General features: G+C 67.1%; 18 protein-coding genes and 1 tRNA gene. 11 read left to right on the top strand and 8 right to left on the bottom strand.

The window, feature by feature from the left end; all coding sequences use genetic code 11:
* Nucleotides 1-11: 11 nt before the first annotated feature.
* Together QZ670_RS09545 and QZ670_RS09540 are read right to left on the bottom strand one after the other, a co-directional pair.
* Nucleotides 12-302 carry a hypothetical protein gene (locus tag QZ670_RS09545; protein ID WP_141985380.1) on the bottom strand — a complete coding sequence of 97 codons (291 nt, stop codon included), beginning with the start codon at nucleotides 300-302 and terminating at the stop codon, nucleotides 12-14.
* Between the two features lie 3 nt (nucleotides 303-305).
* A complete protein-coding gene (locus QZ670_RS09540) occupies nucleotides 306-524 on the bottom strand; it encodes a hypothetical protein (RefSeq protein ID WP_294254341.1) in 219 nt (72 codons plus the stop codon).
* A 201-nt stretch (nucleotides 525-725) separates the two neighbouring features.
* Here QZ670_RS09540 and QZ670_RS09535 point away from each other — a divergent pair, with 201 nt between their 5' ends.
* Nucleotides 726-1,127, top strand: coding sequence for a glycine zipper 2TM domain-containing protein (locus QZ670_RS09535; protein WP_294254339.1), 402 nt, complete (start codon nucleotides 726-728; stop codon nucleotides 1,125-1,127).
* A 94-nt stretch (nucleotides 1,128-1,221) separates the two neighbouring features.
* Here QZ670_RS09535 and QZ670_RS09530 read toward each other — a convergent pair.
* Nucleotides 1,222-1,295, bottom strand: a tRNA-Cys gene (locus QZ670_RS09530).
* A gap of 164 nt (nucleotides 1,296-1,459) precedes the next feature.
* Here QZ670_RS09530 and QZ670_RS09525 point away from each other — a divergent pair.
* Genes QZ670_RS09525 through QZ670_RS09510 form a run of 4 tightly spaced genes read left to right on the top strand, consistent with a single transcriptional unit; the run spans nucleotide 1,460 to nucleotide 6,302 of the window.
* A complete protein-coding gene (locus QZ670_RS09525) occupies nucleotides 1,460-2,143 on the top strand; it encodes a protein-L-isoaspartate O-methyltransferase (protein ID WP_294254337.1) in 684 nt (227 codons plus the stop codon).
* A 17-nt stretch (nucleotides 2,144-2,160) separates the two neighbouring features.
* Nucleotides 2,161-3,714, top strand: coding sequence for a TolC family outer membrane protein (locus QZ670_RS09520; protein WP_294254335.1), 1,554 nt, complete (start codon nucleotides 2,161-2,163; stop codon nucleotides 3,712-3,714).
* Nucleotides 3,715-3,751: 37 nt separating this feature from the next.
* A complete protein-coding gene (locus QZ670_RS09515) occupies nucleotides 3,752-4,204 on the top strand; it encodes a DUF2497 domain-containing protein (RefSeq protein WP_294254334.1) in 453 nt (150 codons plus the stop codon).
* 52 nt (nucleotides 4,205-4,256) lie between these two features.
* Nucleotides 4,257-6,302 carry a S9 family peptidase gene (locus tag QZ670_RS09510; protein WP_294254332.1) on the top strand — a complete coding sequence of 682 codons (2,046 nt, stop codon included), beginning with the start codon at nucleotides 4,257-4,259 and terminating at the stop codon, nucleotides 6,300-6,302.
* A gap of 31 nt (nucleotides 6,303-6,333) precedes the next feature.
* On the opposite strand, the gene QZ670_RS09505 is transcribed toward QZ670_RS09510, so the two are convergent.
* Nucleotides 6,334-7,053, bottom strand: coding sequence for an MOSC N-terminal beta barrel domain-containing protein (locus QZ670_RS09505; RefSeq protein ID WP_294254331.1), 720 nt, complete (start codon nucleotides 7,051-7,053; stop codon nucleotides 6,334-6,336).
* A 139-nt stretch (nucleotides 7,054-7,192) separates the two neighbouring features.
* Here QZ670_RS09505 and recA point away from each other — a divergent pair, with 139 nt between their 5' ends.
* From recA to QZ670_RS09485, 4 genes are all read left to right on the top strand, one after another.
* A complete protein-coding gene (recA, locus tag QZ670_RS09500; protein WP_064312673.1) occupies nucleotides 7,193-8,263 on the top strand; it encodes a recombinase RecA in 1,071 nt (356 codons plus the stop codon).
* A 190-nt stretch (nucleotides 8,264-8,453) separates the two neighbouring features.
* Nucleotides 8,454-8,687 carry a hypothetical protein gene (locus QZ670_RS09495; RefSeq protein WP_294254325.1) on the top strand — a complete coding sequence of 78 codons (234 nt, stop codon included), beginning with the start codon at nucleotides 8,454-8,456 and terminating at the stop codon, nucleotides 8,685-8,687.
* Between the two features lie 42 nt (nucleotides 8,688-8,729).
* Nucleotides 8,730-10,817: a catalase gene (locus QZ670_RS09490; protein ID WP_294254323.1), complete on the top strand. Its 2,088-nt coding sequence runs from the start codon at nucleotides 8,730-8,732 to the stop codon at nucleotides 10,815-10,817.
* A 98-nt stretch (nucleotides 10,818-10,915) separates the two neighbouring features.
* Nucleotides 10,916-11,542, top strand: a complete 627-nt coding sequence (locus tag QZ670_RS09485; RefSeq protein ID WP_294254774.1) for a glutathione S-transferase — start codon at nucleotides 10,916-10,918, stop codon at nucleotides 11,540-11,542.
* A 15-nt stretch (nucleotides 11,543-11,557) separates the two neighbouring features.
* Here QZ670_RS09485 and QZ670_RS09480 read toward each other — a convergent pair whose 3' ends face one another.
* The gene (locus tag QZ670_RS09480) at nucleotides 11,558-12,880 is read right to left on the bottom strand and encodes a dicarboxylate/amino acid:cation symporter (RefSeq protein WP_294254322.1); all 1,323 of its coding nucleotides are present in this window, start codon (nucleotides 12,878-12,880) and stop codon (nucleotides 11,558-11,560) included.
* Between the two features lie 353 nt (nucleotides 12,881-13,233).
* Between QZ670_RS09480 and QZ670_RS09475 the strand changes: the two genes are divergently transcribed.
* Nucleotides 13,234-14,448 (top strand): Xaa-Pro peptidase family protein, encoded by a 1,215-nt coding sequence (locus tag QZ670_RS09475; protein WP_294254771.1) that lies wholly within the window; start codon nucleotides 13,234-13,236, stop codon nucleotides 14,446-14,448.
* Nucleotides 14,449-14,548: 100 nt separating this feature from the next.
* The gene (gene alaS / locus QZ670_RS09470; protein WP_294254320.1) at nucleotides 14,549-17,200 is read left to right on the top strand and encodes an alanine--tRNA ligase; all 2,652 of its coding nucleotides are present in this window, start codon (nucleotides 14,549-14,551) and stop codon (nucleotides 17,198-17,200) included.
* Nucleotides 17,201-17,209: 9 nt separating this feature from the next.
* Here the strand turns inward: alaS and QZ670_RS09465 are convergent, their stop codons facing one another.
* From QZ670_RS09465 to QZ670_RS09455, 3 genes are all read right to left on the bottom strand, one after another.
* On the bottom strand, nucleotides 17,210-17,725 hold the full coding sequence (locus QZ670_RS09465; RefSeq protein WP_294254318.1) for a hypothetical protein: 516 nt from the start codon (nucleotides 17,723-17,725) through the stop codon (nucleotides 17,210-17,212).
* A 6-nt stretch (nucleotides 17,726-17,731) separates the two neighbouring features.
* The gene (locus QZ670_RS09460) at nucleotides 17,732-19,519 is read right to left on the bottom strand and encodes a cation:proton antiporter (RefSeq protein ID WP_294254316.1); all 1,788 of its coding nucleotides are present in this window, start codon (nucleotides 19,517-19,519) and stop codon (nucleotides 17,732-17,734) included.
* 183 nt (nucleotides 19,520-19,702) lie between these two features.
* Nucleotides 19,703-20,923: an NADP-dependent isocitrate dehydrogenase gene (locus tag QZ670_RS09455; protein ID WP_294254314.1), complete on the bottom strand. Its 1,221-nt coding sequence runs from the start codon at nucleotides 20,921-20,923 to the stop codon at nucleotides 19,703-19,705.
* Nucleotides 20,924-21,119 lie beyond the last annotated feature (196 nt).

Here is a 21,119-nt window from a genome sequence, read left to right as displayed (position 1 = left end):
ACAAACCCGCCTTAATCGGCCAGCGCGGAAGCCTCGGCGATCGCGGCGTTGACCATCGCGCTCCAGATGCGGGCGGGATCGTCGCCGGCGGCGCGCCCCGCCTCGATCATCGTCGCGGTGGGCTCGCGCAGCGTGCGGAGTACCGCCAGCGCCCGATCGGTCTCGCGCGGCCAGATCGTGTCGACGATCTCGCTCACCGGACGGCCGAGCTCGCCGGCACCCTCGGCATTAGGGCTCAGCATCTCGGCGGCGATGACGCGGGCGATTCGCTCGATCGGCGAGGTGTTCGAAACGCTGGTCATCGCTCAGGCCGCCAGCGGCGGATGGGCGGGGCGGGCGTGGAGCGCGCTGCCGCCGACCGCGCCATGGTGCAGCGGCAGGGCAGTGCCGCAGAACGCGCACTCGGCCGTCGTCCGCCCGACCATCCAGTGCGACTGGCCGCAGCCGGGGCAGGGGTTGGTCTCGTGCGGGCGGTAGGCCATGCGATAGCCGGTCAGCGCGCGGCGGATGCCGAAATCGTACATGCGGAAGGTTCCCTCCAATAGGCAGAAAGAACGTTTCCCAGGTGTCATGGTTCCGCGCGCATGTGAAGCGCGCGGCGTCCCGATCCGGGTCAATGGATTAGCTGAACATGAGCTAACGAGCGCATTCAGGATGCGAACAGCGTGTTTGTGCGAATCAGGCTTCAGACGGCGGCACAGGCTGCCGCCGCGAGGAGATACGAGATGAAGAAGTTTCTGATCGGCGCCACCATGGCTGCCACGCTGATGACCGGTTCGATCGCCGCGACCCCGGCGGCCGCTCAGGACTGGGGCTATCGCGATGGCTACAATCACTACGATCGCGACTATCGTGACGGCTACCGCGATGCCCGTGATTATCGCGACTACCGCGACTATCGCGACGACCGTCCGCGCTACGCCTATCGCGGCCGCAATTATCGCCAGCGCTGCAGCGACGGCACTGCGGGCACGATCCTCGGTGCGATCGCCGGTGGCCTGCTGGGCGGCGAGATCGGTCGCGGCAGTTCCTATCGCCGCAGTGGCACCGGCATGATCATCGGCGCGGGTGCCGGCGCCCTGGCCGGCCGCGCGGTCGATGGTGGCGACTGCCGCAACGGCCGCTGATCCCGGCCGACAGAAACGAAAGGGCGTCCGCTGCACGGGGCAGCGGGCGCCCTTTTCGTATCTGCGAAGTGGAGAAGCGCGCGCCTGGCGCCGGTGGAGGCCCGAGCCGGAATCGAACCGGCATATACGGATTTGCAGTCCGCTGCGTCACCATTCCGCCATCGGGCCATCCGGAGGTGAGGCGGGGCCAATGCCTCCGCGGGTGGGTCTCTGTCAACAGAGTTTCAAAATAACGTCGCACTCGCTTGGCGAGCCCCGTACTCCGCGATAGAAGCCTCGGGACAGCAACAAGTGTATTGCACAACTAATACGGTTGTGCGACAAGCGGAGTGATGATGGCCCTTATGGTCGACCCTGCGCCCCTCGAAGCGCCCCGTTTCGAAGCGATGCGCCACGCCATGGTGGCGAGCCAGCTGCGTACCAACGCAGTGAACGATCCTCGCGTGGTGACGGCGATGTCGCAAGTCCCCCGCGAAGTGTTCCTGCCGCCGGAGCAGCGCGCACTCGCCTATCGCGACACGCTGCTGCCGCTCGGCAATGGCCGCCGCCACGATTCGCCGCTGGCGACCGGCCGGCTGCTGACCGAAGCGGAGCTGCAGCCGAGCGACCAAGTCCTGCTGGTCGGCGCGGCCGGTGGATATGCCGCGGCGCTGCTCTCGTCGCTGGTCTCCTCAGTCGTGGCGCTCGAGGAAGAGCCGGCGCTGGTCGCGATCGCGCGCGGCGGGCTCGCCGGTGCTGCGAATGTCGAGCTGGTCCAGGGCCCGCTCAACGCCGGCTGGGCCGCGCGCGCGCCGTACGACCTGATCGTGATCGACGGTGCCGTCGAGGAACTGCCGCAGTCGATCGTCGACCAGGTCAAGGTCGGCGGCCGCATCGTGACGGGCGTGATCGACCGCGGCGTGACGCGGCTGGCGCTCGGCCGCCGTACCGAGGGGGGCTTCGGTCTGGCGGACTTCCTGGACATCGAAGTGGCAACGCTGCCGGGCTTCGAAAAGCCGAGAAAATTTACCTTTTAACCTTAAAAGCGGGGCTCATGCGACTGAACATTTTGCTCATTGGTGTGAGCCTCGTTTCCCTCGGGGCGCCTGCGTTCGCCCAGACCGCGCCGAGCGGCCGTCAGGACGTGCCGGCTCCCGGCGCCAAGACGGCTGCGCCGACGACGACGCTGCAGGATGCGCTGGCTCAAGCTTACGCAACCAATCCCGACATCCAGGCGCAGCGCGCGAACCAGCGCGCCAACGACGAGAATGTTCCGATCGCGCGATCGCAGGGGCTGCCCGGCCTCAGCGCCAACGGCGCAGCGAACGACAGCCTATACAACACCAATGCAACCGCGCTGACGCCGTCGCGCCAAGCGCAGGTGGGGCTCAACCTGTCGCAGCCGATCTACAGTGGCGGCAGCATCCGCAACTCGGTGCGTGCCGCCGAGGTTCGGGTGAATGCCGGCCGCGCGAATCTGCGTGGCACCGAGGCGGACATCTTTACTCAGACGGTAACCGCTTATCTCAACGTCATTCGCGACGAATCGATCGTCCGCCTCAACCAGGAAAACGTTCACGTTCTCGAGGTCAACCTGCAGGCCACCCGCGACCGTTTCCAGGTAGGTGACCTCACCCGCACCGACGTCGCCCAGTCGGAGGCGCGCCTTGCGCTTGCCCAGTCGCAGCTGCGCAGCGCCGAGGCCCAGCTGATCGGCAGCCGCGAGACCTATATTCAGGTCGTCGGCACGCCGCCGGGCGTGCTTGCGCCGCCGCCGGCGCTGCCCAATATGCCGCAGGACGTGCAGACCGCCGAGCAGGTGGCACTCGCCAACAATCCGTTCCTCGAAGCCGCGCAGCTCGCCCGCGACGCGTCGCGCTATGACACCCGCGTCGCGAAGGCGGGGCGCCTGCCGCAGGTGAGCCTCGGCGCGGGCGGCACCTACCTCAACTATCTCGGTTCCGTGGGCGACATCGGCCGGCGCTCCGGCCTCACCCCCACGGCGACCACCGCCACCGTCGGGGTGCAGGTTTCTCTGCCGCTGTTCCAGGGCGGCCGTCCGGCGGCGCAGGTCCGCCAGGCGCAAGCACGCGAAGGCGCCGCGATTGAGACCGTGACGCTCACCGAACGCGGCGTGATTGCCCAGGCACGCTCGGCCTATGCCAGCTATCAGGCGGCGCTGCGGGTGATCGAATCGTCACGCACGGCGGTGCAGGCCAACCAGCTCAGCCTGGAGGGCGTGCGTGCCGAGAACAGCGTCGGTACCCGGACCATTCTGGACATCCTTAACGCCGAGCAGGAACTGCTCAACGCGCAGGTCCAGTATGTCACGGCCGAGCGCGACGCCTATGTCGCCGGGTTCAGCCTGCTTGCCGCAATGGGGCGCGCGCAGGCCAAGGACCTGAACTTCGACAGCCGGTTGCTCTACGATCCGGCGGTGAATTACACTCGGGTGCGCAATCGTATCAACGACTGGCGCGACGACAAGGCGCCCCAGCCGGTGGCCACCAGCACCCGCAGCACACCGGCGCAGGGCGCCGAAGTGATTGGCGCGCCGCTTGACCCGACGCTCCAGCGTCCGGTTGACAGCGACCGCCCCAATCCCTGATTGAGGGGGTTCGCACTCGAACGCCAGGATGGACGCGATGGGGACTGCCAGCAGCGAGCCGTCGATGGAGGAAATCCTCGCATCGATCAAACGGATCATCGCCGATGACGAACCCGGCGCGTTCGCCCGCGGTCGCCCGTTGCGGGCGGTTCATGAACCCGAGGTCGAGCCTGCGCAGGAGGAAGCGCTGGTCGATCCTCCGCACGAGGATGTGCTCGAGCTGCACGAGCCGATTGCGGAAGCGCCCGGGCCGGTCGCAGCTCCGGTCGACCCGATCCTTTCCGATCGCGTGGCTGAGGCCAGCCGCGAGAAGCTGGAGGCGCTGTCGCGGCTGATCGTCAAGCCGCAGGTGCCGGGATCGGACACGCTCGAGGGTCTAGTGCGCGAGATGCTCAAGCCGATGCTGCGCGACTGGCTGGACCAGAATCTGCCGCAGCTCGTCGAGCAGATCGTCGCGCGCGAGATCGCCCGGATCACCGGCAGCCGCTGAGCCGCGCGTCCGGACATTGTATCCGGCGTTACCTTCCGGCTATCGTGCCGCCATGAAGCAGTTCCTCGTCGCGAGCGTCGCGCTCGCCGCCATCGCTGCGCCTGTCTCGGCGCGTGACCTCACCATCCAGGACGTCGTCGGCCTCTCCCGCGTGGGCGCGCCCGCCGTGTCGCCTGACGGGCACTGGCTCGTCTGGCAGCAGCGCGAGACCGACCTTGCCACCAACAAGGGCCGCTACGACCTGTGGCGGCTCGACCTGACCGTCAAGGGTGCCAAGCCCGAGAAGCTGGTCGCCGAGCCGCTGGTCAACGAAACCGCCCCGCAATTCTCCGCCGATGGCAAGACCGTGTGGTTCCAGTCGGACAAGGGCGGCGAGGACGCGGTGTGGTCGGTCTCGATCACCGGCGGCACGCCGACCCAGCTGACCCATATCCAGGGCGGCTTCAGCGGCTTTAAGGTCTCGCCGGACGCCTCCAAGCTGCTCGTCTGGGCCGATCGCAAGCCGGGTGCTCCGACGATCACCCCGGCGATGGAAAAGAAGGATCCGAACGCCGGGTCAGGCCGCGTCTACCAGCAGCTATTCGTGCGCCATTGGGACACATGGGCGGACGGCACCCGTTCGCAGCTGTTCGTGCTGCCCTTTGGTCCGCAGGGCGCGACCGGCGACGGCGTCGCGATCGAGGGCGGACTGATCGGCGACACGCCCTCCAAGCCCTCGGGCGGCGGCGAGGAAGTCGCCTGGAGTGCCGATGGCAAGACCGTCTATTTCGCGCTGCGCGAGGCCGGGCGGATCGAATCGCTCTCGACCAATCTCGACATCTTCGCCGCACCCGCGGATGGCTCGTCGGCGCCGGTGAACCTCACCAAGGGCAATGGCGGCATGGACAATCTCCCGACGCCGTCGCCCGACGGGAAGTGGCTCGCCTGGTTCGCGATGGCGCGACCGGGCTATGAGGCCGATCGCCAGGTGCTGATGCTTCGCAACCTAGCCACCGGCGACGTCCGCGCGCTGACCGCCGGGTGGGATCGCTCGGTCGCCTCGATCGCCTGGGGGGCGGATTCGAAGACGATCTACGTCACCGCACAGGACGTGCAGGAAGAGCCGGTCTTCGCCGTATCGCTGGCGGGCAAGGTCGAGCGGTTGACCGAGAAGGGCAGCGTCTCGGCGGTGGTGCCGACCAGGGGCGGGCTCGTCTATGCGATGAACAGCCTCACCGCGCCCGACGATTTCTACTGGCTCAAGGGCAAGAAGAGCACGCGGCTGACGGCGGTGAACGCCGAGAAGCTGGCCGGCATTTCGATGCCCGAGGTGACCCGCTACAGCTTCAACGGCGCCAATGGCGACACCGTCTGGGGCTATGTCGCCAAGCCGGCCGGGCTGGCGGCGGGGGCGAAGGCGCCGATCGCGTTCATCGTCCATGGCGGGCCGCAGGGCAGCATGGGCAATAGCTGGTCCTATCGCTGGAACCCGGCGGTGTTCGCGGGCGCGGGCTATGCCGTGGTCGCGGTCGATTTCCACGGATCGACCGGGTACGGCCAGGCCTTCACCGATGCGATCCGCAACAATTGGGGCGGCGGACCGCTCGAGGACCTGAAGAAGGGCCTGCGCGCCGCGACCGATCGCTTCGCCTTCCTCGACGGCGACAAGGCCTGCGCGCTCGGCGCCTCCTATGGCGGCTATATGATGAACTGGATCGAGGGCCAGTGGCCCGATCGCTTCAAGTGCATCGTCCAGCATGACGGCGTGTTCGACGCCCGCGCCATGGCGTACGAGACCGAGGAGCTGTGGTTCGACGAGTGGGAACATGGCGGCAAGGCCTATTTCGAGGACCCCTCCGCGTTCGAGCGCTGGAACCCGATCAATTACGTCAGCGCGTGGAAGACCCCGCAGTTGGTGATCACCAGCGAGAAGGATTTCCGCATTCCTTATACGCAGGGACTGGCCGCCTTCACCGCGCTCCAGCGCCGCGAGATCCCGTCCAAGCTGCTCGTCTTCCCGGATGAGAACCACTGGGTGCTCAAGCCGAAGAACTCGCTGCAATGGTATGCCGAGGTGCTCGGCTGGATGGACCAGTGGACGGGCAAGGCGGGGAAGTAACGGCTGGGGGAGGGGCTCCGGCCCCTCCGCTTCAGGCGAGGATGCGCACCGGATCGCCGACGCGGATCAGTCCCGGCCGCGCCGGCGCTGAGTAGAGCCCGTAGCAGGCGACGAAGCGCTGGGCGACGGTACGCAGGATCGTCGGGTCCTTGGCGCCGGTGTCCGGGTCGATCGTGACCAGCACGCAGCGCTGGATCGGATCGGCGCACTGCACGATCGCGCCGTCCTCGCTCGGGTCGCCAAAGGCGAGGCGCAGGCCCTGCCAATGCTCGGGCAGCAGCTCGCTTTCAATCGTCACGTTGATGCGGAAGCGGCGCGGATCGATACGGCCACCATGCGCGGTCTCCAGCGCGCGGTGCCCGGCGCTGGTCTGGAGCGAGATCGGCATGGAATCGTAGACGCCGCGCGCCACCTGGATCAACGACACCGGTTCGCGCGCCGCCTCGGCGAGATGGGCGTGCAGGCCGGCATCGTGCAGCGAGCGGATACCGCCATCGGGTACCTCGATATCAATTGCGCTCATCTTCGGCGCGGCTGGATCGGCAAAGCGGGCGCGGTGGAGAACCATGCCCGGGACTTCGCGCGCGGTAAGCCACGGAAAGCGCGTGCCGTTTGCCGCGCGTACGAACGCGTACTGACGGTCGCCCTCAATGCCCTGCCAGTCGACCTCCGCAACCGACAGGCTCTCGCCCGCCATGGACTTCACCGGAAAGCGCGAAAGGGCCGATACATGGCCGACGATCATGGTCATCCTGCATCGCTAGCCAGCCCGACGCACCGCTGCAAATTTTCGCGTGTGTTCCGCTCTTGTTCTCACGGAACAAAAGTGATACATAATTTCCAACACAGTTGAACGTGGCGTGCAAACCCTCTAGCGACGGGGCTTCCCAATGGCAGCATCTCTCAAGGTGATCGACGGCAATATGGCCAATCCCACGGACAAGCAGAAGGCGCTCGACGCCGCCCTCGCGCAGATCGACCGCGCCTTCGGCAAGGGCTCGGCCATGCGGCTGGGCTCCAAGGAGACGATGCAGGTCGAGGCGATCTCCACCGGCTCGCTGGGGCTCGACATCGCGCTCGGCGTCGGCGGTCTGCCGCGCGGCCGCGTGATCGAAGTCTATGGTCCGGAAAGCTCGGGCAAGACGACACTGGCGCTGCACGTGATCGCCGAGGCGCAGAAGAATGGCGGCGTGGCCGCGTTCGTCGACGCAGAACACGCGCTCGACCCGGTCTATGCCAAGAAGCTGGGCGTCAATATCGACGAACTGATCGTCTCGCAGCCCGATACCGGCGAGCAGGCGCTGGAAATCACCGATACGCTGGTCCGCTCGAACGCGATCGACGTGCTGGTGGTCGACTCGGTCGCGGCCCTGGTGCCGCGCGCCGAAATCGAAGGCGAGATGGGCGACAGCCATGTCGGTCTCCAGGCGCGCCTGATGTCGCAGAGCCTGCGCAAGCTCACCGGCTCGATCAGCCGCTCACGCTGCATGGTGATCTTCATCAACCAGCTTCGCATGAAGATCGGCGTGATGTACGGCAACCCGGAGACGACGACGGGCGGCAACGCGCTGAAATTCTACGCCTCGGTCCGCCTCGATATCCGCCGCACCGGGCAGATCAAGGACCGCGACGAAATCATCGGCAACGCGACGCGCGTCAAGGTGGTGAAGAACAAGGTGGCGCCGCCGTTCAAGCAGGTCGAATTCGACATCATGTACGGCGAGGGCATCTCGAAGATCGGCGAGATCCTCGATCTCGGCGTGAAGGCCGGGCTGGTCGAGAAGTCGGGCGCCTGGTTCAGCTATGACAGCATCCGCATCGGTCAGGGTCGTGAGAATTCGAAGAATTTCCTGCGCGAGAACCCGGAGGTCTGCAACCGGCTGGAAGCCGCGATCCGCGGGCGTACCGAGCAGGTTGCCGAGGGCCTGATGGCCGGCCCGGAGCCCGACGACGATATTTGATCGGGTAACTTCCAAGGCGGCGGAGCCTGCGGGGACGTGCGATGCCGCGTCCCCTATGGACCTTACCGTCCGCCTCGCTGCTGCCCGGGCCTTGCTGCGATCGGCATGGCCCGAGGCGGTAGAGCGGGATGCGGCCCGCGGGATTGGGCAAACGCTCCTCTACACGACCTCCGGCGCTAGCACGGCGGTATTGCGACTGGTCGTCGATCCGCCCAACCTGCTGCTGCACTTCGCAGAAGGCGCCGCGTTGCCCGATCCGGCGGGATTGCTGCGGGGCGAGGGGCGGCGCGGTCGCTATGTCTGCCTGGGCGCAGTCGCTTCCGGCGACGAACCGGCGCTCCGGGTGCTGATCGCCGTTGCGGCGGCTGGCGCCTCCGCCGCGACCGAAATCGACATAGATCACAAACCTAGCGCAACTGCCTGATCCACGGCTCGTTCAGTCTTCGCACGTTTGCGAGGATTCCCCATGACCGATCATAACAGCCGCAACGCCCCCGCCGGGGGCGAAACCCATCAGGTGACCGATGCCGAGCACCCGGTGCTCACTACCAACCACGGCACGCCCATCAGCGATAATCAAAACCAGCTAAAGGCGGGCGCGCGCGGCCCGGTGCTGATCGAGGACGAAATCTTCCGCGAGAAGATGAACCATTTCGATCACGAGCGCATCCCGGAGCGCATCGTCCACGCCCGCGGCTCGGCCGCGCACGGCTATTTCGAATGCACCGACAGCCTGGCCGACGTCACCGTGGCCGACCTGTTCCAGAAAAAGGGCCAGCGCACCGAGGTGTTCGTCCGCTTCTCCACGGTCGCCGGCGGCGCAGGGTCAGTCGACACCCCGCGCGACGTGCGCGGCTTTGCGGTCAAGTTCTACACCCGCGAGGGCAATTGGGATCTGGTCGGCAACAACATCCCCGTCTTCTTCATCCAGGACGCGATCAAGTTCCCCGACCTGATCCACGCCGCCAAGATGGAAGCCGATCGCGGCTATCCCCAAGCGGCGACCGCGCACGATACTTTCTGGGACTTCATCAGCCTGATGCCCGAATCGACGCACATGGTGATGTGGGCGATGTCGGACCGCACGCTGCCGCGCAGCTTCGCCACGATGGAGGGCTTCGGCATCCACACCTTCCGCTTCATCAATGCGGAAGGAAAAAGCACCTTCGTCAAGTTCCACTGGAAGCCCAAGGCCGGCCTCGCCTCGACGATCTGGGACGAGACGGTGAAGATCGCCGGTGCCGACCCCGATTTCCAGCGCCGCGACCTGTTCGAGCGGATCCAGCGGGGCGACTATCCGGAATGGGAGCTGGGCGTACAGCTGTTCGACGAGGAATTCGCCAACGCGCAGCCCTATGACGTGCTCGATGCGACCAAGCTGATCCCCGAGGAAGTGCTGCCGGTACGCATCGTCGGCCGAATGGTGCTCGATCGCTATCCCGACAATTTCTTCGCCGAAACCGAACAGGCGGCGTTCGTGCCCAGCCATGTCGTCCCCGGCATCGGCTTCAGCAACGATCCGCTGCTCCAGGGCCGGCTGTTCAGCTATACCGACACCCAGCTGTCGCGCCTCGGCTCGGTCAATTTCCACCAGCTGCCGATCAACGCCGCCAAGGGGCGCGCCGAAGCGGCGGGCTGCCCCTTCATGAACCAGCAGCGCGACGGCCATATGCAGATGGCGGTGCCCAAGGGCCGTGCCAATTACGAGCCCAACAGCCTCGCCAAGGCGGGCGAGGAAGGCGGCGCGCGCGAGGATCCGGAAAAGGGCTACAATACCTTCCCGGCGGAAGAGCAGGGCCAAAAGCTCCGCATCCGCCCCGAGAGCTTCGCCGACCATTACAGCCAGGCGCGGCTGTTCTTCCGCTCGATGGACCCCGTCGAGCAGGCCCATATCGCCTCGGCGCTGGTGTTCGAGTTGTCCAAGGTCAGCCTCGAGCATATCCGCACCCAGATGATGGCGAACCTGCGCAATGTCGACGAGACGCTGGCGCAGCGCGTCGCCGATGGCCTCGCCATGGACCTGCCCGAGGCAGCGCCCACGGCGGCCCCAGTGCTCGACATGGAGCCGTCGCCGGCGTTGCGGATCATCCGCGGTCCGCGCGAGGTGCACACGCTGGAGGGCAAGACCGTCGGCATCCTTATCGCCGATGGCACCGATGCGGGCGAGCTCGCCGCGCTGAAGGACGCGATCAGGGCGGCGGGCGGCAATGCGATGACGATCGCGCCCAAGGTGGGCAAGGTACCGCTCTCGGACGGGTCGAAGATCGCTGCCGACGCCCAGCTGTTCGGCCAGCCCTCGGTCACGGTGGACGCCTGCGCGGTGATCCTCTCCGACGAGGCCGCCGCCAAGCTCGTCAAGGAAGGCGCCGCGGTGCAGTGGGTGATGGACGCGTTCGGCCACCTCAAGGCGATCGGCGCCAACGCCGCCGCCCAGCCGCTGCTCGACAAGGCGGGCGTGGAGCCCGACGAGGGCGTCACCGATCTGGCCGGCTTCGTCAAGGCCGCCAAGCAGCGCTATTGGGACCGCGAGCCCAAGGTCCGCACGCTCGCCTGACCGGCACCACGACAGCTTGCGCGGCGCTTCGCCGTCGCGCAAGCTGCAGGCGTGTGCAGACAGCGACGGCGAACGCCGCGCCGACCGGAGGGGCCGACTTGACGATCATCGTCCATCATCTCGAAAATTCGCGTTCGCAGCGCGTGCTCTGGCTGCTCGAGGAGCTCGGGCTGCCCTATGAGGTCAAGCGCTACGAGCGGAACAAGGCGACGATGCTCGCCCCGCCCGAGCTCAAGAAAGTCCACCCGCTCGGCAAGTCGCCGGTAATCGAGGACAACGGCACGGTCGTCGCCGAAACCGGCGCGATCTTGCAATATCTGGTCGACAAGGCCGAGGGAAAGCTCGGCGCACCCGCGAACCGCGAGGATGCGCTCCGCTACCGCCATTTTCTCCATTACGCCGAAGGCTCGCTGATGCCGCCGCTACTGGTGATGCTGGTGCTCGCCCGCGTGCCGATTTTTGGCAAGATGGGCCTCAAGAAGTTCCGGCCGATGGCCGAGGTGCATTTCGACTATGTCGAAGCCGAGCTGGCGCAGCGGCCATGGTTCGCCGGCGACAGCTTCACCGCGGCCGATGTTATGATGAGCTTTCCCATGGAAGCCGCAGTCAAGCGCGCCGGTATCCTGGATGGCCGCCCGCACATCGCGGCCTTCCTGGAGAAGATCCACGCCCGCCCCGCCTATCAGCGTGCGCTGAAGGCGGGCGGGCCCTATGCCTATGCGTGATGTCGCCGGGAGCGTTCAGCTCCCGGCATAATCCTCGAACTTGCTGGCATCGTGCGGCCCCCCGGCGGGAAGCGGCCGCACCGCGGGCTCGGCCTCGTCCGGATCGTCGAGCTTGCCTTCCCAGCGCGCCACTACCGCGGCGGCGACGGCATTGCCGACGACGTTGGTCGCGGTGCGGCCCATGTCGAGGAAGTGGTCGACCGCCAGGATCAGCAGCACGCCCGCCTCGGGGATGTTGAAATGGGCCAGCGTGCCGGTGATCACCACCAGGCTGGCGCGCGGCACGCCGGCAATGCCCTTGCTGGTGACCATCAGGATCAGCAGCATCTGGATCATCGTCGCCCAGTCGAGGTGGATGCCGTATGCCTGGGCGATGAAGATCGACGCGAAGGTCATGTACATCATCGAGCCGTCGAGGTTGAACGAATAGCCGAGCGGCAGCACGAAGCTGGCGATGCGCGGCGGCACGCCGAACCGGTCGAGCGCATCGAGCGTGCGAGGATAGGCGGCCTCGGACGAAGCGGTCGAGAAGCCGAGCAGGATCGGATCGCGCAGATAGCGGAACAGCAGTCCCGTGCGCGGCCCGATCACCAGGAAACAGGCGCCGAGCAGCACCGCCCAGAGCGCCGCCAGCCCGATATAGAAGCTGCCCATGAAGAAGGCGAGATCGCCGACCACGCCCAGCCCCTTGGTGGCGAGCGTGCGGGCCACGGCGCAGAACACCGCGACCGGCGCGAACAGCATCACATAGCCGGTGACCGTCAGCATCACCGAGACGAGCGCTTCCAGACCACGCAGCAGCGGCTTGGCCTTGTCGCCCACCGCCGCCATGCCGACGCCGAAGAACAGCGAGAAGATCACCAGCTGGAGAATGTCGTTGCTCGCCATCGCCTCGATGGCGCTGGTCGGCACGATATGGGTGAAGAACTTGGCTGCATCGAAGGCCGAGCGGTCCACCCCGCTCGAGGCATTGGCGGGCGGCAGCGGCAAGTGCAGCCCGGTGCCCGGCTGGAGCAGGTTGACCAGCAGCAGGCCGAGGGTGAGGGAGACGAGGCTCGCGCAGACGAACCAGAAGAACGCCTTCAGGCCGACACGCCCGATCGCACCGCCGCCCCCCATATGCGCGATGCCGACGACGAGCGTCGAGACAACCAGCGGCGCGATGATCATCTTGATAAGATGCAGGAACATCTGGGTGGGGATGTCGAGGCCATAGGCGATCGACTCGAGCGTCGCCTTGCCCGCCGCCGTACCCCCATAGCCGAGGTTCAGCCCCCAGCCGATCAGCCCGCCCAGCAGCAGCGCCGCCAGGATGAACCAGGTTAGTCGTTTACCCACACATGCTCCCTGTAGAATCGTCGCGGGAGGGAAGGGGATTGTTGCGCCCGGGTCAAGCCCGGGGCCGCGATCCGGCACCGCTCTGCGGGATCGGCAAGGGCGCTGCCGACTGCGGGGAGGCGCACCAACCGGGGGCCGGCGGCGTAGACGGTCGCGGCACTTTCGGCATCAGCACGGGCCCCGTCAGCAGCAGCATCGGCGCGATGGCGACAACCCGTTTGATATCCATTCCTCCGATCGCGGCGCGAAATCCTTGCCGTTCGGTCCCGCTTCGTCCTACGCGAACGACGACACAAGGGCGAGGGCGTGACATGACGGCTTGGGCAACGACGCGGCGGAACCTGATCGGGGGCATGGCAGCGCTGCCATTGCTGGGCATGCCGTCGATCGTCCGCGCGGCCGAGCCCGACCTTACCCAGCTCCAGGACATGACCGGCAACGCCCGCCCGATCGGCACCGAGGAGCGGCGCGCGCGGCTGGCGAAAGCGCAGTCGCTGATGCAGGCGAACGGCATCGGTGCGGTGCTGATCGAGCCCGGCGCGAGTCTGGTCTATTTCACCGGCATCCGCTGGGGCCGGAGCGAGCGGCTGACCGCGGCCATCCTGCCGGCGGAAGGCGAGCCTTGCATCGTCACGCCCTTCTTCGAGGAGCCGCGCACCCGCGAGACGCTGGCGATTCCTGCCGAGGTGCGGGTGTGGCAGGAGGACGAGGATCCGCTCAAGGTGGTCGCCGGCTTCCTCAAGGATCGCAAGCTGGCGGGGCAGCCGGTGGGCATCGAGGAGACGGTGCGCTTCTTCGCGGTCGACGGGCTGCAGAAGAACGGGCTGCGGGTCACCTCGGCCAATCCGGTGGTGCGCGGCTGCCGGATGATCAAGAGCCCGGCCGAGCTGGCGCTGATGCAGCTCGCAACCGATATCACCATCGCGGCCTATCGCTTTGTCTATGCACGGGTGGACAAGGGCATGCGCCAGCGCGACGTCTCGGCGCTGATGGATGCGGCGACGCGCAAGCTGGGCGGCGAACCCGAGTTCAGCATGGTGCTGGTCGGTGAGGGGGCTGCCTATCCGCACGGCACCAAGACGCCCTCGCCGGTGAGCGACGGCGCGATCGTACTGATGGACTGCGGCTGCAACGTGATGGGCTATCAGTCCGACGTGTCGCGCACCTTCGTCCATGGAACGCCAAGCGCCGAGCAGCGCAAGGTGTGGAATGCGGTCGCCAAAGGCCAGCAGGTGGCGTTCGCCGCCGCAAAGCTCGGCGCGCCGGCGGGCAGCGTCGACGATGCGGTGCGCGCCTATTACGCGTCGCTCGGCTATGGGCCGGACTACAAGCTGCCCGGCCTGTCGCACCGCACCGGGCATGGCATCGGGCTCGACGGGCACGAGCCGGTCAATCTGGTGCGTGGCGAGAAGACGCCGCTGGCGCCAGGCATGTGCTTCTCGAACGAGCCCGGCATCTACATTCCCGGCAGTTTCGGCGTGCGGCTGGAGGATTGCTTCCATGTGACGGAGGGCGGGCCGAAATGGTTCTCGACCCCACCGGTCTCGATCGACCAGCCGATGGGCTGAACCGCGCCGCGCGCGGGCCTGGCCAATGCGAATGCGGAACGATCAGCATGATCGACGTGTTTCGCTTGAGCGAACGCGCGCGCGCCCCTAAGTCGGCCTCATGACGTCGACCAATGATATCCGCCGCTCGTTTCTCGACTATTTCGAGGGCCAGGGCCATGCCCGCGTCCCCAGCGCGCCGCTGGTGCCGCACAACGATCCCACGCTGATGTTCGTGAACGCGGGCATGGTGCCGTTCAAGAACGTGTTCACCGGCCTGGAATCGCGCCCCTACAGCACCGCGACCAGCAGCCAGAAGTGCGTGCGCGCGGGCGGCAAGCATAACGACCTCGACAATGTCGGCTATACCGCCCGGCACCACACTTTCTTCGAGATGCTCGGCAATTTCTCGTTCGGCGACTATTTCAAGGAGCAGGCGATCACCCATGCCTGGACGCTCCTCACCAAGGAATGGGGCATTCCGGCCGAGAAGCTGACCGTCACGGTGTACCACACCGACGACCAGGCGTTCGACCTTTGGAAGAAGATCGCCGGGCTGCCCGATCACAGGATCATCCGCATCCCGACCAAGGACAATTTCTGGGCGATGGGCTCGGACGGTCCGTGCGGCCCCTGCTCGGAAATCTTCTACGATCACGGCGAGCATATCTATGGCGGCCCCCCGGGCTCGCCCGAGGAAGATGGCGACCGCTTCGTCGAGATCTGGAACCTCGTCTTCATGCAGTTCGTGCAGGAAAATGACGAGATTATCGGCGACCTGCCGCGGCCGAGCATCGACACCGGTATGGGGCTGGAGCGCATCGCCGCCGTGCTCCAGGGCGTCCACAACAATTACGATATCGACACGTTCAAGGCGCTGATCGACCAGTCGGCGGCGCTGACCGGCACCTCGGCGACCGGCGAGCAGGTCGCCAGCCACCGCGTGATCGCCGATCACCTGCGCTCGTCGGGCTTCCTCGTCGCGGACGGCGTGCTGCCGGCGAACGAGGGCCGCGGCTATGTGCTCCGCCGCATCATGCGCCGCGCGATGCGCCATGCGCATCTGCTCGGTGCCAAGGATCCGCTGATGCACCGGCTGGTGCCGTCGCTGGTCGCCGAGATGGGCGCGGCTTATCCCGAGCTGGTCCGCGCGCAGCCGCTGATCGAGGCGACGCTGCTCCAGGAGGAAACCCGCTTCCGCCAGACGCTCGCCAACGGCCTGCGCCTGCTCGACGAGGCAACGCAGGGGCTCAAGGCCGGCGACACGCTGCCGGGTGCGACCGCGTTCAAGCTCTACGACACCTTCGGCTTCCCCTATGATCTGACCGAGGACGCGCTGCGCGTGCAGGAGATCGGCGTCGATCGCGCCGGTTTCGACGCGGCGATGGCCGAGCAGAAGCGCGCCGCCCGCGCGGCCTGGAAGGGCTCGGGCGAGAAGGCCTCGGAAGAGCTGTGGTACGACCTCGCCGACGAGCTCGGCGGCACCGAGTTCACCGGCTATGTCAGCACCGAGGGCGAAGGCCAGGTGGTTGCGCTGGTGAAGGACGGTGCGCGGGTCGAGAAGGCAGTTGCCGGCGACACGGTGACCATCCTCACCAACCAGACGCCCTTCTATGGCGAAAGCGGCGGCCAGATGGGCGACGTCGGCGTGATCGGCAACGACAAGCTGCGCGCGCTTGTCGACGATACGTCGAAGCCGCTGGGCCGCCTCCATGCGCACCATGCCAAGATCGAGAGCGGCGAGGTTGCCGTGGGCGATGCCGTCCACCTCTCGGTCGATGTCGAGCATCGCGACCAGGTCCGCGCCAACCATTCGGCGACCCACCTGCTGCACGCTGCGCTGCGCAAGCGGCTCGGCACCCATGTCAGCCAGAAGGGCAGCCTGGTGGCGCCCGAGCGGCTGCGCTTCGACTTCTCCCATCCCTCCGCGCTGACGGCGGAGCAGATCGCGCAGGTCGAAGCCGATGTGAACGCGCAGATCCGCCACAACGGCGTGGTCGAGACGCGGCTGATGACGCCGGACGATGCGATTGCCGCGGGCGCGATGGCGCTGTTCGGCGAGAAATATGGCGACGAGGTCCGTGTGCTCTCGATGGGGCTGGGCGAGGATGCGTCCTACTCGGTCGAGCTGTGCGGTGGTACGCACGTCAATGCGACGGGCGACATCGCGATCTTCAAGATCGTGTCGGAAAGCGCCGTCTCCTCGGGCGTGCGCCGTATCGAGGCGCTGACCGGCGAGAGCGCGCGCCAGTGGCTCAACGGCCGTGACGAGCGGCTGCGCGAGGCAGCGGCGGCACTCAAGACCTCGCCCGACGACGTGCCCGCGCGTGTCGCGGCGCTGGTCGAGGAACGCCGCAAGCTCGAGCGCGAGCTGGCCGAGGCCAAGAAGGCGCTGGCCCTCGGCGGCGGGGCAGGGGCTGCCCCGGCCGGTCCGGAGCAGGTGAACGGCATCAACTTCGTCGGCCAGGTGCTCGACGGGCTGGAGGCCAAGGCCCTGCGCGGCGCGGTCGACGAGGCCAAGGCGCGGATCGGCAGCGGCGTGGTCGCGCTGGTCGCGGTGAACGAGGGCCGTGCGTCGGTCGCGGTCGGCGTGACCGACGGTATCGGCGTCAGCGCGGTGGACCTAGTGAAGGTCGCCGTCGCGGTGCTCGGCGGGCAGGGCGGCGGCGGCCGTCCGGATATGGCGCAGGGTGGCGGTCCGGACGGAGCCAAGGGCGTCGATGCGCTTGCGGCGGTGAAGGCGGCGCTGGCAGAGGCTGCCGTCGCCGCCTGATCAAAAGGGTCAGCGCCCGGGGGCGTAGCCGTCCTCGGGCAGCACCCAGATCGCGGTCTGGCTCATGTCGGGGCGCAGCAGACCGTCGATGGTGACGTTGACGGTCAGTTCGCCCGCGCCGGCATCGCGGTAGCAGCGCTCATGGCCGGCGAGCGGCTGGAGCGCCTCCATCAGCTTGAGGCGCGTGTTCGACTCCAAGGCCGGGCTCAGCGCCGTGCCGTTGCTCGACAGCTTCCCGCTGGTGAAGTCGGCGGGGCGGACGCGGCTGCACACCATGCCGTCGCGCACCTGGCCGAAGGTGGAATACTCGAGCACGATCACCGGATCACGGTTGACCACGCCGGTGACCAGCGCGTCGAACGCGCCGTCGCCGCGCAGCGTGTAGCGGACGATCGTGCCGCAGGTACGCGCGCTGCGATCGGGATCGATGCAGCGGATGCGCCCGGCCTTGGCCGGGGCGAGCGGATCGGGAACGGCTTCGCCCTGCACGGGGGCGAGCAGGGCGAGGGCGAGGGAAAGCAGCATCAGGGTTCAGGCCTCGGTTGGTTCGGTGCTCGCACCAAGGCGCGACCGGGTGAGGCGCGGTTCGCGCTGCAGCCCGGCGGCTTCCTTGATCGAGCGGCGCATCTCGTCGCGCTTTTCGTGGATCGATGCAATCACCGGGCCGACACCGAGGCCGAGATCGACCAGCAGCGCCTCGGACAATTGCAGCGAGCTTTCCATTGCTTCCGGCACGGCATCGGTCGCCCCGGCGCGATAGAGCTCGGCAGCATGGGCGGCGTCGCGCGCGCGGGCGATGATCGGCAGACTCGGCACCCAGCCGCGGACCCGCTTGGTCAGCCGCACGGTCAGCACCGGATCATCCATCGTCAGCACCAGCGCCTTGGCGCGCCCGAGCTGGAGCTGATCGACGAGTTCGTTGCGGGTGACATCACCGAACAGCACGTGGAAGCCGGCGCGTCGGCCACGCACGACGCTGTCGATATCGGCGTCGACGGCGACATAGGGCTTGTCGTGCCGGCGCAGCATCTCGGCGACGGTACGACCGACGCGACCGAAGCCGATCACCACGGTGCCGCCCTCGACGGGGGCGAGGTCTTCTTCCGCGATCTGCGCGCCGTTCTTGCCCTCGATCTTGCGCGCGGCGCCGCGGCCCGCCTTGGCGAGCAGCGGGGTGGCGGTGAGGCCGATCGCGGTGACCGCGCTCCAGAAGGCCGCGGTGCCGGGCGCGATGAGGCCGGCGGCACCTGCGACGCCGAGCACGATCAGCGTGGTCTCGGACGGGCTCGCCATCAGCACGCCGGTTTCCGCCGCCGTGCCCATGCGGGCGCCCGACCAGCGCAGCAGCAGCGTCGTCACCGCGACCTTGACCACCATCACCAGCAGGCTCGCGAGTAGCAGTGCCGCCCAGTTGGCTGCGACGAAGCCGAGGTCGAGTTGCATGCCCACAGTGAGCAGGAACACGCCGAGTGCGAGGCCCTTGAACGGCGCGGTGATCGCTTCGACTTCGCCGTGATATTCGGTCTCGGCGATCAGCAGGCCCGCGATCAGCGCACCGACGATCGGCGACAGGCCCGCCGCGGTGGTGGCAAGGCTGGCAACGATCACCACAAGCAGGCTGGCGGCGAGGAAGAGCTCTGGGCTTTTGGTCCGCGCGGCCTGGGCGAACATCCGCGGCAGCACGATGCGGCCGCCGATGAACAGCGCCGCGACGGTCGCCGCGCCGATGCCGAGCGTCATCAGCAATTTGGTGACGCCTGCGCCATCCGGATTGGGCGCCATCGCCCCGAGGCCGAAGATGATCGGCACCAGCGCGAGATCCTCGAACAGCAGCATCGCGAAGGCAGCGCGGCCTACGGGGCTGGTCGTGCCGGCGATCGGGATCACCAGCGCCGTGGAGGAAAGTGCGAGCGCCAGACCCAGTCCGATCGCACCGCCCGTGCTCAGCCCGGTGAGATAGAGCAGCGCGGCCAGGATCAGCCCCGATCCGAACAGCTCCGCCGCACCGGTGCCGAACACCAGCGCGCGCATCGCCCAGAGACGCTTGAACGAGAGTTCGAGCCCGATCGAGAACAGCAGCAGGATGATGCCGAACTCGGCAAACGGCTCGATCGAATGCGCGTCCGAGATGGTCAGATAATAGAGCCACGGCGCTTGGCCGACCAGGCTGCCGAGCCCGAACGGCCCGACCAGCAGCCCGGCAAGGATGAACCCGATCACCGGGCTGATGCGGAAGCGCGCGAAAGCCGGAATGACGAGGCCCGCGGCGCCGAGGATTACCAGCGTATCGCTGAAGCCGTGATTGGACAGGCTCAGCATGCGATGTCCCGGTGGCGAGGTGCGTTCGCGGGGCGGGGAAGGGAGGAACAGAAAGGCCGATGGCCGGTGGCGGGTTTTGCTCGCTCGGTCATGCCCCCTAGAGACGATGCGAGGCCCGGCATTGCAAGTAGAAAAGCCCGCCAGAGGCGGGCTTTTCCGTAGCATTACGTAGAGGTGGGCGGCTTACTGCCAGCTGCCCATTGCGGTCTCGAGATTGACGCGGATCGCCTCGAAGAACTGCTCGGTCGTCATCCAGGCCTGGTCCGGGCCGATCAGCAGCGCGAGGTCCTTGGTCATCTTGCCGCTCTCGACGGTCTCGATGCAGACCTTCTCCAGCGTCTCGGCGAAGCGGGTCACCTCGGGGGTGCCGTCGAACTTGCCGCGATACTTGAGGCCGCCGGTCCAGGCGAAGATCGACGCGATCGGGTTGGTCGACGTCGCCTTGCCCTGCTGGTGCTGGCGATAGTGGCGGGTGACGGTGCCGTGCGCCGCTTCCGCCTCGATCGTCTTGCCGTCCGGGGTCATCAGCACCGAGGTCATCAGGCCCAGCGAGCCGAAGCCCTGCGCGACCTGGTCCGACTGGACGTCGCCGTCATAGTTCTTGCAGGCCCAGACGAATTCGCCGTGCCACTTGAGCGCCGAGGCTACCATGTCGTCGATCAGGCGGTGCTGATACTCGATGCCCGCCGCCTTGAACTGATCGGCGAACTCGGTGTCGAACACTTCCTGGAAGATGTCCTTGAAGCGGCCGTCATAGGCCTTCAGGATGGTGTTCTTGGTCGACAGATAGACCGGCCAGCCGCGGTTCAGGCCATAGTTCATCGAGGCGCGCGCGAAGTCGCGGATCGATTCGTCGAGATTGTACATGCCCATGGCGACGCCGGCGGCGGGGAAGTTGAACACCTCCTCCTCGATCGACTCGCCATTCTCGCCTTCCCACTTCAGGGTCAGCTTGCCCTTGCCGGGGACCTTGAAATCGGTCGCCTTATACTGGTCGCCGAACGCATGACGGCCGACGACGATCGGGTGGGTCCAGCCGGGGACGAGGCGGGGAACGTTCTTGATGACGATCGGCTCGCGGAACACCACGCCGCCCAGGATGTTGCGGATCGTACCGTTGGGCGACTTCCACATCTTCTTCAGGCCGAACTCCTCGACGCGCTGCTCGTCGGGGGTGATGGTCGCGCACTTGATGGCGACGCCGTACTTCTGCGTGGCGTGGGCGCTGTCGATGGTCACCTGGTCGGCGGTCGCGTCGCGATTCTGGACCGACAGATCGAAATAGGCCAGTTCGATGTCGAGATACGGCTTGATCAGGCGCTCGCGAATCCATTCCCAGATGATCCGGGTCATTTCGTCGCCGTCGATCTCCACGACGGGGGTGTTTACCTTGATCTTCGCCATATGCGCATCCTTCAGATTAGGCGGGTTTGGGCAAGCGTCTAGGGGAGGGGGCGCGGCGGATCAACCACCCCGCTTGCAACGAGAAAGGGCCGGGGCGAACCGAAAAGATTGTGCGATGGCCGGTGGACAGGTAGACAGGCCCGATGCCTTCGCTTGAAAAGCCCCCCGTCGCGACCACCACCGTCAAGTGGCGCTT

The sequence above is a fragment of the uncultured Sphingomonas sp. genome, from assembly GCF_913774285.1.
GTDB lineage: Bacteria > Pseudomonadota > Alphaproteobacteria > Sphingomonadales > Sphingomonadaceae > Sphingomonas.
This window is presented reverse-complemented; position numbering and strand designations above follow the sequence as displayed.

What these genes read in the sequence shown, in the direction of transcription:
- QZ670_RS09520 (WP_294254335.1), top strand. Translation starts at nt 2,161, where the DNA reads ATGCGACTGAACATTTTGCTCATTGGTGTGAGCCTCGTTTCCCTCGGG.
- recA (WP_064312673.1), top strand. Translation starts at nt 7,193, where the DNA reads ATGGCAGCATCTCTCAAGGTGATCGACGGCAATATGGCCAATCCCACG.
- QZ670_RS09510 (WP_294254332.1), top strand. Translation starts at nt 4,257, where the DNA reads ATGAAGCAGTTCCTCGTCGCGAGCGTCGCGCTCGCCGCCATCGCTGCG.
- alaS (WP_294254320.1), top strand. Translation starts at nt 14,549, where the DNA reads ATGACGTCGACCAATGATATCCGCCGCTCGTTTCTCGACTATTTCGAG.
- QZ670_RS09535 (WP_294254339.1), top strand. Translation starts at nt 726, where the DNA reads ATGAAGAAGTTTCTGATCGGCGCCACCATGGCTGCCACGCTGATGACC.
- QZ670_RS09455 (WP_294254314.1), bottom strand. Translation starts at nt 20,923, where the DNA reads ATGGCGAAGATCAAGGTAAACACCCCCGTCGTGGAGATCGACGGCGAC.
- QZ670_RS09515 (WP_294254334.1), top strand. Translation starts at nt 3,752, where the DNA reads ATGGGGACTGCCAGCAGCGAGCCGTCGATGGAGGAAATCCTCGCATCG.
- QZ670_RS09490 (WP_294254323.1), top strand. Translation starts at nt 8,730, where the DNA reads ATGACCGATCATAACAGCCGCAACGCCCCCGCCGGGGGCGAAACCCAT.
- QZ670_RS09465 (WP_294254318.1), bottom strand. Translation starts at nt 17,725, where the DNA reads ATGCTGCTTTCCCTCGCCCTCGCCCTGCTCGCCCCCGTGCAGGGCGAA.
- QZ670_RS09545 (WP_141985380.1), bottom strand. Translation starts at nt 302, where the DNA reads ATGACCAGCGTTTCGAACACCTCGCCGATCGAGCGAATCGCCCGCGTC.
- QZ670_RS09505 (WP_294254331.1), bottom strand. Translation starts at nt 7,053, where the DNA reads ATGACCATGATCGTCGGCCATGTATCGGCCCTTTCGCGCTTTCCGGTG.
- QZ670_RS09525 (WP_294254337.1), top strand. Translation starts at nt 1,460, where the DNA reads ATGATGGCCCTTATGGTCGACCCTGCGCCCCTCGAAGCGCCCCGTTTC.
- QZ670_RS09540 (WP_294254341.1), bottom strand. Translation starts at nt 524, where the DNA reads ATGTACGATTTCGGCATCCGCCGCGCGCTGACCGGCTATCGCATGGCC.
- QZ670_RS09460 (WP_294254316.1), bottom strand. Translation starts at nt 19,519, where the DNA reads ATGCTGAGCCTGTCCAATCACGGCTTCAGCGATACGCTGGTAATCCTC.
- QZ670_RS09475 (WP_294254771.1), top strand. Translation starts at nt 13,234, where the DNA reads ATGGCAGCGCTGCCATTGCTGGGCATGCCGTCGATCGTCCGCGCGGCC.